The following is a 10,968-nucleotide window of genomic DNA, read 5'->3' on the forward strand; positions in this document are numbered from 1 at the left end:
GATAGGTAAATAATATGTCAATGACGGATAATGTAGCAGATATGTTAACTAGAATTAGAAATGCTTATAAAAGCAAATTGATAAATGTTTCTTTTCCTAGTGCTAAAATTAAAACTTCAATTTTAGATGTTTTACAAAAAGAAGGTTATATAAAAGATTATGTAACTACTCAAAAAAATAATATTAGTTATACTGAGGTAGCTTTAAAATACTCTGTAAACGGTGATGCTTCTATATGCGAAATTCATAGAGTATCAAAGCCTGGAAAAAGAGTATATTCTGCTATTAAAGCTTTGAAAGGATATTATAATAATATGGGTATATATATTCTTTCTACTCCTTACGGTGTTATGTCTGATAGAGAAGCTCATATTAAAAATGTCGGCGGCGAAGTAATTTGTAAAGTATTTTAAGGTAAAAACAAATGTCACGTGTTGGAAAATTGCCGATTACTATACCTAAAGGTGTAGCAGTTGGTTTAAATGATTTAGAAGTAAAAATATCCGGACCTAAAGGCGAATTATCAAAAACTTTTAAAGGTAATATAGCAATTTCATTGGCAGAAAATAAGCTTTTAGTAAAACCTTTAGCTGCAGATAAAAATGCACGTGCTATGTGGGGTACTGCAAGAAGCATAATATCAAATATGGTTACCGGCGTTAAAGAAGGGTTTAAGCTTAAACTCGAAATTAACGGAGTCGGTTACAGAGCAATGGTGAAAGGTAAATATTTAAATTTAATGCTTGCTAAAAGCCATAATACAAAAATTGAAATACCTTCAGATATTACAATAGAGGTGCCTAAGCAAAATATGATTATTCTTGAGGGAACAGATAAAGAAAAATTAGGACAATTTGCCTCAATTATTATAAAACAGAGACCACCTGAGCCTTATAAAGGAAAAGGGATTAAATTTGAAAATCAATTTATACCGCGTAAAGAAGGTAAGAAAAATTAAATTTAAGAGTTAAATATGCGTAGTGCTAAGCTAAAATTTGAAAAAAGAAGAAGTAGGATAAGACATAAAATATCTAAAACATCTAATAGAGTTAGATTATCGATATTTAAATCAGGTAGACATATATATGCACAAATTATTGATGATTCTAAGTCTATAACGATTGCTTATGCTTCAACTTTAGATGAGAAAATAAAAAAATCTTATTGTAATATTGAAAATGCTATCAAAGTAGGTGCAGAAATAGCAAAAAAAGCTGATTCTGCAGGGATCAAAGAAGTAGTATTTGATAGAGGCGGATATAAGTATCATGGTGTTGTAAAAGCTCTAGCTGATGCAGCTAGAGATAAAATAAAGTTTTAGGTTATAAGGTTGTAGTAATGTCTAAAGTTAAAAAAAATGAAGAGACTTTAAGCGAAGTTTTAGTTGATGTAAATAGAGTTACAAAAGTAGTGAAAGGTGGTAGAAGATTTGCTTTTTCTGCTTATGTAGTTGTCGGTGATAAAGCTGGCAGAGTCGGAGCGGGACACGGAAAAGCTAAAGAAGTAAACGAAGCCCGAGGAAAAGCAAAACAAGCCGCTAAAAAGAGAATGATGAAAGTGCCGTTATATCAAAATAGGACTATTCACCATGATGTTGTTGGTAAAAGTGGAGCTGCTAAAGTGATTTTAAGAAGAGCTAAAGCAGGTACGGGCGTTATAGCCGGCGGGTCTATGAGAGCAATTTTTGATTCTTTAGGCGTTCATGATATTGTTGCTAAATCAATAGGTTCAACGAATGTTTACGCAATGATTTCTGCAACATTTGATGCATTAAATAAACTGGCAGCACCAAAATCTATTGCTATGAGAAGAGATAAAAAAGTAAATGAAATATCTGTAAAATCTTCTGATATTCAAGTTAATGAATAATGTTGCTTAAGTAAGGTGAAGTTATGAATAATAAGATCAATAATATAAAAATTACTCAAGTTAAGAGTGCTATAGGTCGTAAGTATGATCAAAGATTGACATTAGTTGGGCTTGGTTTAAACAAAATTAATAAGAGCGTTATTCTTGAAAATACTAATTCAATCAAAGGTATGGTTAAAAAAGTAAAGCATTTGTTAAAAATAGAAAATATGTAATGAGAGTTTTTAAATGAAATTAAATGAATTATATGATAATATAGGTGCTAAAAAAAATAAGAAAAGAATAGCACGCGGTATTGGTAGCGGTAAAGGAAAAACCGGCGGTAGAGGAATTAAAGGCCAAAAATCTAGATCCGGTGTCGCAATAAAAGGTTTTGAAGGTGGTCAAACACCTATGATCAAAAGACTACCTAAAAGAGGATTTAATTGTATTTCAACTAAAAAATACAATATAATAAACATTTATAATATTGAAGAAGCATTGACCGATGGACGTTTAAGTGCTGATGATACTATTACCAAAGAAAAATTGGTAGAAGTAGGATTAATTAATAACAAAAATAATAAAAATCTAGTGAAGTTATTATCTATTTGTAGTGATGATTTTGCTTCTCCTCTATCATTAAAATTAGATGCTTATTCTTCTAAAGCTAAGGATTTAATCAAGAAAGCAGGTGGAAAATTATTATAGTATATGGGGCAGAATTTTTCTAAAAAATCCGGTAATGATTTAGTTAGTCGCATTATTTTTACTATGCTCATTCTTATAGTATGTAGATTTGGGTCTTTTATACCTATACCCGGTATAGATGCAATTGCTTTAAGTAGTGTGGCTGCAAAGAATCAAGCTGGAATACTCGGAATGTTCAACATGCTATCCGGAGGATCGCTAGGTAGAATGTCTATTTTTGCTTTAGCAATTATGCCGTATATTACCGCCTCAATTATTATCCAATTAATGTCAGTTGCCTATAAACCTTTAGAAAATTTAAAAAAAGAAGGGGAAGTTGGTAAAAGAAAAGTAAATCAGCTATCAAGATATTTAACGGTTCTGCTTGCTTCTTTTCAGGCTTATGGAGTTGCTATAAGTTTAGAGTCGATTGTAACCAATACCGGTCCTGTAGTAATTTTAGCGGGTTTTTTCTTTAGGATTACAGCCGTAATTACTTTGGTTGTAGGCACTATGTTATTAATGTGGTTAGGAGAACAAATTACACAACACGGAATAGGTAACGGTACATCTTTAATTATATTTATAGGTATAATTTCAGGAGTACCTAGTGCTATTATTAGTATGTTTGAATTATCAAGAACAGGAGCATTATCGCCTTTAATAGCGATAGCTGTTTGTATTGGAGTAGTTGTATTAATAGCTATAATTATATTTTTTGAAAAAGCCCAAAGAAAATTATTGGTGCAGTATCCTAAAAGACAAGTAGGAAATAAAATTTATGGAGGAGAAGCAACGCATATGCCTCTTAAATTAAATACTTCTGGTGTGATACCTCCAATATTTGCTAGTTCAATTTTACTATTTCCTGCTACGCTTGCTAATTTTTCTAATAGTAATTCAGAAACTATGGGCATGCTTACTTATTACTTAGGGCATGGAAAACCTGTATATATTTTATTATATGTAGCATTAATTATGTTTTTTAGTTTTTTTTATACTGCAATAGTATTTAATTCTGAAGAAACTGCTAATAATTTAAGAAAATATGGTGCTTATATTCCTGGTAAAAGACCAGGGAAAAATACGTCTGATTATTTTGATTATATACTTACAAGGCTTACGGTTATAGGTGGTATATATTTAAGTGTAATATGTGTAATTCCGGAGCTATTAATGAATAAGTATATAATCTCTCTTGCTTTAGGAGGTACAAGTGTTTTAATTGTAGTGAATGTGGTACTTGATACTATGACTCAGATTCAAACTTACTTATTTAGTAGTAAGTATGAAGGTTTAATGAAGAAAGTAAAATTAAAAAATTAAAGATGAGCTTAAATAGTGATAGTAATTTTTTTAGGTTCTCCAGGAGCTGGAAAGGGAACACAAGGAAAAAAGATAGCTAAAAAAATTGATTTACCACATATAGCACTCGGTGATATATTTAGAACAATTATTAAAACATCAACTAGTGAAGCAGAATTAATTAATAATTATGTTAAGCAAGGGGAGCTTATCCCTAATGAAATAGTTAATCAAGTAATCAAAAATTTTTTATTATCCTCTGAATATAAAAACGGCTATATATTAGATGGATATCCACGTAATTTAGCGCAAGCAAAATTCTTTGAATCATTTATTAAGGAAAAAATTAAAATAATATATTTTGATGTTTCAGATGAATTATTAATTAAAAGAGTTTTAGGAAGATATAGTTGTAAAAATTGCAGTAAAATATACAATAGTTACTTCTTGCGGCCTAAAACTGATAATGTATGTGATGTTTGCGGTTCAAGTACATTTGATTATAGAAAAGACGATAATGAAGAAGTAATAAAAAAAAGAATTGAAGTATATAAAACAGAAACATATCCGTTAATAGATTATTATAAGAATAGTGGTAATTTTTATATAGTTAATGGCAGTAAAAATGAACAAGAAATAGAAATTGATATACAGAAAATACTAAAAATAAATTGACTTTATCAAAGATTTTTATATTATTTTCTAGTTACTAGTAAAATTTTGGAGATTATTTGTGGCAAGAATTGCAAGTGTTAATATTCCCGATAATAAACGTTTAGTTGTGAGTTTAACTTACATTTATGGTCTTGGACCTGCTATGGCAGCAGGGATCTGTAATAAAGTAAAAATATCAAAAGATAAGAAAGTTAAAGAACTTACGGATCAAGAGTTAATAAGCTTACGTAATATTATTGAAAGTGAGTATAAAGTTGAGGGTGATTTAAGACGAGAAGTTACGCTTAATATTAAGAAGAAGAAAGATATAAGATGTTATCAAGGGCTTAGACATATACGTAAGTTGCCGGTGAGAGGACAGAACACGCATTCTAATGCTCGAACTAGAAAAGGTAAAGCTATTGCGATAGCCGGAAAGAAAAAAGCTGTAAAATAATAGTTTAAGTATAGAGTATAAATAATGAATCAGACGGTTAAAGTTAAGAAAAAGAAAAAAACTATCACTCTTGGTGTTGTGCATATCCGAGCATCATTTAATAATACTATAGTAACATTTACTGATATCCAAGGTAATACTATTTCTTCTGCATCAGCAGGAGGTAATGGGTTTAAAGGGGCAAGAAAAGCAACACCTTACGCAGCTCAAGTAACAATTGATAGAGCATCGGAAAAAGCAAAAGAAAATGGTCTAAAAACTATTTCTATTAGGATTGGAGGACCGGGAGCTCAACGTGAATCAGCAATGAGAGCTTTATTCGGGCACAATTTTGTGGTTACATCAATTTTAGATGTATCGTCAATTGCTCATAATGGAGTAAGACCGCCAAAAAGAAGAAGAGTATAAGAGAATCATAGGTATTAAATGTTATCGTTAAGTAAAAATTGGAATACTTTAATAAAGCCGAATAAAGTCGCTTATGAAAATTTTCCGGAAACCAATAATAAAGCTAAAATTGTAGTTGAACCTTTAGAAAGAGGTTTTGGTCTAACACTCGGTAATGCTATGAGAAGAGTATTACTCTCTTCTTTACAAGGAGCAGCTATCACTTCTATAAGGATTCCTGCTATAGAACATGAATTTTCTTCTATACCCGGTGTAAAAGAAGATGTATCGGAAGTAATTTTAAACATTAAAGGTATTGAAGTAAAAATGCATGTTGCGGAAAAACGTATCATGAAATTAAAAGCAACGGGACCTTGTGTTATAACGGCCGGTATGATTGAAACAGGGCATGATGTAGAAATACTGAATCCGGATCATATAATTTGTAATCTAGCTAAGAACAAGCAGCTTGAAATGGCATTAACTTGTAAGGTTGGTAAAGGATATGTACTTAGCACAAATGGCTATGAGGATAATTTACCTATTGGTGAAATAGCTATAGATGCTTTATTTAACCCGGTAAAGAGTGTGACTTATAAGATAGAAAATACTAGGGTAGGTCAGGTTACCAATTATGATAAATTAATTATGTTTGTAGAAACTAACGGTGATTTATTACCTGAAATGGCTGTAGGTTTAGCTGCACGTATCTTACAAGAGCAATTACAATTATTTATTTCTTTTGAAGAACAGGAAGAAGATAAGCAAGTTAAAACTGATGCTTTACCGTTTTCACCTTATTTACTTAAGAGAGTTGATGAATTGGAATTATCGGTTAGATCGGCAAATTGTTTGAAAAATGATAATATAATATATATAGGGGATCTAGTAAAAAGAACGGAATCTGATATGCTGAGAACTCCAAATTTCGGTAGAAAATCTTTAAATGAGATTAAAGAAATATTGGCAAAATTTAATTTAAGATTCGGTATGGATGTACCGGGTTGGCCACCGGAAAATATTCAAGAATTATCTAAACGTTATGAAGATTCTTATAATTAAGGACTAATAAAAATGCGACATAGAATTAAAGGTGGAAAGTTAAACGTAACAAGTAGTCATAGGCAAGCAATGCTCGCTAATATGGCTGTGGCACTTGTAACCCATGAACAAATTAAAACTACTTTACCAAAAGCTAAGGAATTAAGACCTTACATTGAAACTCTAATTACTAAAGCTAAAAAAGCTGATTTAACGGTAAGAAGAAGCGTTTTATCACAAATAAAAGATAAAAAAGCAGTAGAAAAGCTTATAAATATTTTAGGTACTAGATATAAAGATAGATCTGGCGGTTATACTAGAATAATAAAAGCCGGATTCCGTTATGGTGATTTAGCACCGATAGCATATATTGAATTTGTAGATAGAGATATTAATGCTAAAGGAAATATACAGCAAGATGGTAATGAAGAAATTAAAAATTAAAATATAAGGGACTCGGTAATGGCTAATCATTCTTCAGCAAAAAAAGCTGCTAGACAAACAGTAAAAAGAACTCTAATCAATAAAAAAAGATCTAGTGCAATAAAAACTTTTATAAAGAAGGTTGTACATGAAATAAGTCTTGGTAATAAAGAAAATGCTAACGTAGCTTTATCTATTGCTCAGTCTAAGATAATGCAAGGTGTGAAAAAAAATATAATTAAATTAAATACCGCCTCAAGAAAAATCAGCAGGTTATCAAAACAAATAAAAAGTTTGAACGAAAGTAAATAACACTTTATAGGTAATTTAAAAGCAAGAACTAATAAAATTTTGCTAAATTACTTATATATACTTCTTATTAATTATAAATAATGTTATTTTACTAATTAATAAAAAATATGGGCGATTAGCTCAGCTGGTAGAGTGTCTCGTTTACACCGAGAGTGTCGGCGGTTCGAGTCCGTCATCGCCCACCAATCGTTTTTAGTATTTCAACGAAAACATCAAACAATACATGAAGCTTAAACTTAAGCTTTTCAGTCTTAAATGTTACAATAAACCTATCAAGCAAAACAATATCTTTGTGAAATGGCATTTTTAACTAAGTATATATTAGTTAATAATTTAATGCCATTGCAAGAAAATTACGGAGTAATTGGCAAGATAATCCAGTTAAAAATACTAAAATTATTAGTATTTTTAATTACTTTTATAGTTTTTTATTCGTAGATCAGGAGGCACGCTTAGTGTCATACAATAGACCTCTTCGGAAACTCTATTTCTAGAGGTAATTTGTACGTCGATCCTTAGCACTCATCCTCACATATTAGTATGTACGCTCACTCCGGTTCGAAGTGAAGTATCTCTTGACAAATGCCTCTCTAAATCCTCATTTCCGAAGAAGTCGAATAAAGTTTACGTTAATTCGTTGACAAGAAGAAAACAAGCAGAGATCGTCCATTTAGAGATTAATATAGCTAGGGTTAAATAAAAATGGTATGCTATTAATTTGTCATCCCGTGGCTTGACCATGGGATCCAAAACTTTTTAAGGTTTTCTGGATACCGGGAACAAGTCCCGGTATGACAGTTTATATTTGTTTATCTCACTTTAGTCGTAGTTACGTATTTCATTAGAATATTACATTAGTTGGCTATCCTTTTTGAAACCTGCGGTCAAGAGAGCTAGGATGATATGGGTGGAATCGATCCACGTAATAATGCTATATCGTGGTCAACAAGCTATGATATGACACTAAATAAATTTTCTAATTCATAGGAGTGTTTAGAATCTTTCATATACAGCATAATTCATAAAGCTTGATACAAGCGCATTTTGTACTATCGCTTTTGCTCACATGTTAATATACGCCTAGCTAGCTCGCCTTTAAATTTATCTTGTTGGGACCTTTTTGAATTCTACTGTAATTCTTTGCCGCATTATTTATTACTTTTGTCGTTATTTTACTAGTTTTTCAAAAAAAATAGCAAAGTATAAATTGCAAGAGGACGTAGAAGTTAAAGCATCTAATAAATTAAAATGATAGTTGCTAAAATACAAAATAACCAAAAGTTGCTAATATATTTAAAGTTAAAAAATTATTTGTTATTACAATTTTTTTGTTTTTTGCTTTAATTGTAATCAACTATTATTAACAAAAATAAAAAATAACTTTTATGGAAGATTAAGCTCTTGGAAAAAAAAGTTTGAAGTATGCGTTTACGCTAAAAAATTACTTGATAAACTCGAATATTTAAACCCTAAAGTAAAAAATCCTGTTGATATAGAGGAGGTTAAAAAAGGTATCTACTACGCTCGTAAATATCACGGTTCTCAAAGGTGTCAATCAGGTGATCCTTATTATTCTCATCCGATTGAGGTGACGATTATGCTTGCGGAGTTTGTAACTGAAGAAGTTCCTAAGCTTTTTACAACCATAATGCTACAAGCTGCTTTACTTCATGATACTATTGAGGATACAGAATTAACTGAAGAAATGATTAACGGCATTTTTGGAGCAGAGGTAGCGAAACATGTAGAAGGTCTCACTAGCATTAAACCTTACGGGAAAATCACTGCTGAAGAAAGCTTAAATCTATTAATTAAACAGAAAAGATATAATACAGCACTTATAAAATTTTTTGATAGAGTCCATAATATACAGACTGTAGGAGCTAAATCACCTGAGAAAGCTAAAAAAATAATAAAAGAAACTTGAATGAGCTTTTTACAAGTTTGTGCATATCTTGAGATATATACAATAGAATATATATTGGTTCAACTTTGTGGGAATATATTTAAACAATAAACTCACTTAAGCGAATTAAACTTGAAAGAACAGATTTGTAACTCTAATAATTATACCGAACTTTTTCAAGTGATTCAAAATGTGTCACTCCCCAGTAGAACGTTACACCCACTGGTATCATAATAAGAAGAATTACGTAAGTTCCTAACATATTTACTAAGTAAGCTATGCCCAACGAAGTAACTACGTATATAAAAATTGATGAAAACGCATAAATAAGAGTAGGAAACGTAAATCTTTTAAATATTGGAAAATTTTTATAAAGTATTGATGCAGCAGTACTGGTAGTTATACTCGTCATAACTAATAGTAATTGAATTTTAGATAAACTTAAAGAAGTAGTTATATTATTTAGTAAATAAATGCTAGAGGGCATACAAATTAAAAATATAATTGCTCTAACTTTTAATGATTTAAGAGGATGAATTTTTTTGTTAACAACACTAATGTAATCATTAAGATTAATTGAGCAATAGCAAGACAAAAATTATTTTTCATAATTTCAAGAGCAGTATAATTAAAATTTGTTTTTCATAATGATGCACAATAAATATACGTAAGATCAAAACAAGCAGACCCAGAATTTACAAGAAAGAAATAAGCTAAAATAGTTTTTATGTTAATTTTCTCTTCTACATATTCTTTAAATGATAATTCTTTATCATTTATTCCAAAATTTTCTAAAGTGTTTTTATTCGACGTTTTGCATCTATAAACTCCATTGATTCACGTAAATTAGTTCTTGCTATAAAACCTACTAAAGCTATTATAGTTCCACCCCAAAAGGCATAACGCCAATTAAAAAGGTAAGTAATACTAATAATACCAAATGCTAATGCCATAATGCCACCCCACTGAGCAGCTATATTTATTATACCCACATAGGTATATTGAACGGGCGGTTTAGTAGTCTCAGTAACATATAACTCTGCTCCTACTCTTTCTCCAATAGAAGAGACGCCTTGAGACATACGATAAATTATCATAATCCATGAAACTACGATGCCTTTTTCTGCATAAGTAGGTAAAGTAGCCATAATAAAACATGATATAGCCATTATAAATGTGGTAATAATAACAGTTGCTTGACCACGGGATCTCGTATCGTAGACTAAGTCCTAAAATACCGCGATCAAGTCGCAGTATGATACCAAAGAAACTTGGATGCCCGCTTTTTGTAGGAATAACATTGGTATTCACGCGGGCAATGCCTTCTCGCAATTACGGAAAAACCGAGCCATGCAATAACACCGCAATCTTTCGACTGTGGTTCAATCCATAAAATTTATTACTTTCTTATAAATAATCCCAAAAATCTATTGTTGTAAAAAAGTTGCTACAAATTATTAATTAAAATTAACTTTATCTATATAAAACACATTAAGATTTCTTAACTAATTACTAATATAATTAATATATTGGGGTTAATATTAATGAAAAAATCAAAAATATTAAGAAAATTTCTAACAACGGTATCACTATGCGGAACATTATGCACTAACTCTAATGCCATAGGAGCAACAATTCCTAATCTCGGTAGCGTAAGCTTGAGTACCGGTGCCGGTCTTGTAGGAGGAGTATTTAATAATGGCGATATAGGTAATATAGGCTCATTAGCCGCAGTAAATATTTTACTTGGGTTGGCAACACTTAATTCTACAATATTAAAAGCTGCTAATATTAATTTACAAAGTAATACATCCGTACTTAATGTCCCTATCGGGGATGAGAAATCCCTTCGCCTAAAGGCGAAGGGAAGATATAATGAAGTTACCTTGGCAACTAATTTATAAAGAGATATGAGGAGTTATAGAAAAAGTAGCCATAGCCAGTA

The 10,968-nt window shown here is 30.8% G+C and carries 16 protein-coding genes and 1 tRNA gene; 16 read left to right on the top strand and 1 reads right to left on the bottom strand.

Annotated elements, in window-relative coordinates:
* Window positions 1-14: 14 nt before the first annotated feature.
* The 15 genes from rpsH to ACKTSD_RS03110 all read left to right on the top strand — a co-directional run bounded on the left by rpsH (window position 15) and on the right by ACKTSD_RS03110 (window position 9,044).
* Window positions 15-413, top strand: coding sequence for a 30S ribosomal protein S8 (gene rpsH / locus ACKTSD_RS03035; RefSeq protein ID WP_412707935.1), 399 nt, complete (start codon window positions 15-17; stop codon window positions 411-413).
* An 11-nt stretch (window positions 414-424) separates the two neighbouring features.
* A complete protein-coding gene (gene rplF / locus ACKTSD_RS03040) occupies window positions 425-958 on the top strand; it encodes a 50S ribosomal protein L6 (RefSeq protein ID WP_412707936.1) in 534 nt (177 codons plus the stop codon).
* A gap of 15 nt (window positions 959-973) precedes the next feature.
* Window positions 974-1,321, top strand: coding sequence for a 50S ribosomal protein L18 (rplR, locus tag ACKTSD_RS03045; RefSeq protein ID WP_412707937.1), 348 nt, complete (start codon window positions 974-976; stop codon window positions 1,319-1,321).
* Between the two features lie 17 nt (window positions 1,322-1,338).
* Window positions 1,339-1,869 (top strand): 30S ribosomal protein S5, encoded by a 531-nt coding sequence (rpsE, locus tag ACKTSD_RS03050; protein ID WP_412707938.1) that lies wholly within the window; start codon window positions 1,339-1,341, stop codon window positions 1,867-1,869.
* A gap of 23 nt (window positions 1,870-1,892) precedes the next feature.
* Complete coding sequence (gene rpmD, locus ACKTSD_RS03055; protein ID WP_412707939.1) at window positions 1,893-2,084, top strand: 50S ribosomal protein L30; 192 nt, start codon at window positions 1,893-1,895, stop codon at window positions 2,082-2,084.
* A 13-nt stretch (window positions 2,085-2,097) separates the two neighbouring features.
* Entirely contained in the window at window positions 2,098-2,559 is a 462-nt protein-coding gene (rplO, locus tag ACKTSD_RS03060) for a 50S ribosomal protein L15 (RefSeq protein WP_412707940.1), read from the top strand.
* 3 nt (window positions 2,560-2,562) lie between these two features.
* Window positions 2,563-3,864: a preprotein translocase subunit SecY gene (gene secY / locus ACKTSD_RS03065; RefSeq protein WP_412707941.1), complete on the top strand. Its 1,302-nt coding sequence runs from the start codon at window positions 2,563-2,565 to the stop codon at window positions 3,862-3,864.
* Window positions 3,865-3,879: 15 nt separating this feature from the next.
* On the top strand, window positions 3,880-4,518 hold the full coding sequence (locus ACKTSD_RS03070; RefSeq protein ID WP_412707942.1) for an adenylate kinase: 639 nt from the start codon (window positions 3,880-3,882) through the stop codon (window positions 4,516-4,518).
* Window positions 4,519-4,576: 58 nt separating this feature from the next.
* Window positions 4,577-4,954 (top strand): 30S ribosomal protein S13, encoded by a 378-nt coding sequence (gene rpsM / locus ACKTSD_RS03075; protein ID WP_412707943.1) that lies wholly within the window; start codon window positions 4,577-4,579, stop codon window positions 4,952-4,954.
* Between the two features lie 24 nt (window positions 4,955-4,978).
* Complete coding sequence (gene rpsK, locus ACKTSD_RS03080) at window positions 4,979-5,362, top strand: 30S ribosomal protein S11 (RefSeq protein ID WP_412707944.1); 384 nt, start codon at window positions 4,979-4,981, stop codon at window positions 5,360-5,362.
* Between the two features lie 18 nt (window positions 5,363-5,380).
* Window positions 5,381-6,403 carry a DNA-directed RNA polymerase subunit alpha gene (locus tag ACKTSD_RS03085; protein ID WP_412707945.1) on the top strand — a complete coding sequence of 341 codons (1,023 nt, stop codon included), beginning with the start codon at window positions 5,381-5,383 and terminating at the stop codon, window positions 6,401-6,403.
* A 12-nt stretch (window positions 6,404-6,415) separates the two neighbouring features.
* A complete protein-coding gene (gene rplQ, locus ACKTSD_RS03090; RefSeq protein WP_412707946.1) occupies window positions 6,416-6,826 on the top strand; it encodes a 50S ribosomal protein L17 in 411 nt (136 codons plus the stop codon).
* An 18-nt stretch (window positions 6,827-6,844) separates the two neighbouring features.
* Entirely contained in the window at window positions 6,845-7,117 is a 273-nt protein-coding gene (gene rpsT, locus ACKTSD_RS03095) for a 30S ribosomal protein S20 (RefSeq protein WP_412707947.1), read from the top strand.
* 109 nt (window positions 7,118-7,226) lie between these two features.
* Window positions 7,227-7,302: transfer RNA gene (locus ACKTSD_RS03100), tRNA-Val, on the top strand.
* 1,328 nt (window positions 7,303-8,630) lie between these two features.
* Entirely contained in the window at window positions 8,631-9,044 is a 414-nt protein-coding gene (locus ACKTSD_RS03110) for an HD domain-containing protein (RefSeq protein WP_412707967.1), read from the top strand.
* Between the two features lie 770 nt (window positions 9,045-9,814).
* Here the strand turns inward: ACKTSD_RS03110 and ACKTSD_RS03115 are convergent.
* Window positions 9,815-10,192: an MFS transporter gene (locus ACKTSD_RS03115; RefSeq protein ID WP_412707948.1), complete on the bottom strand. Its 378-nt coding sequence runs from the start codon at window positions 10,190-10,192 to the stop codon at window positions 9,815-9,817.
* A gap of 375 nt (window positions 10,193-10,567) precedes the next feature.
* Here ACKTSD_RS03115 and ACKTSD_RS03120 point away from each other — a divergent pair, with 375 nt between their 5' ends.
* Window positions 10,568-10,927 carry a hypothetical protein gene (locus ACKTSD_RS03120; protein WP_412707968.1) on the top strand — a complete coding sequence of 120 codons (360 nt, stop codon included), beginning with the start codon at window positions 10,568-10,570 and terminating at the stop codon, window positions 10,925-10,927.
* Window positions 10,928-10,968: the final 41 nt, after the last annotated feature.

It is taken from the genome of Candidatus Rickettsia kedanie, from assembly GCF_045865205.1.
GTDB classification, from domain to species: domain Bacteria; phylum Pseudomonadota; class Alphaproteobacteria; order Rickettsiales; family Rickettsiaceae; genus Rickettsia; species Rickettsia australis.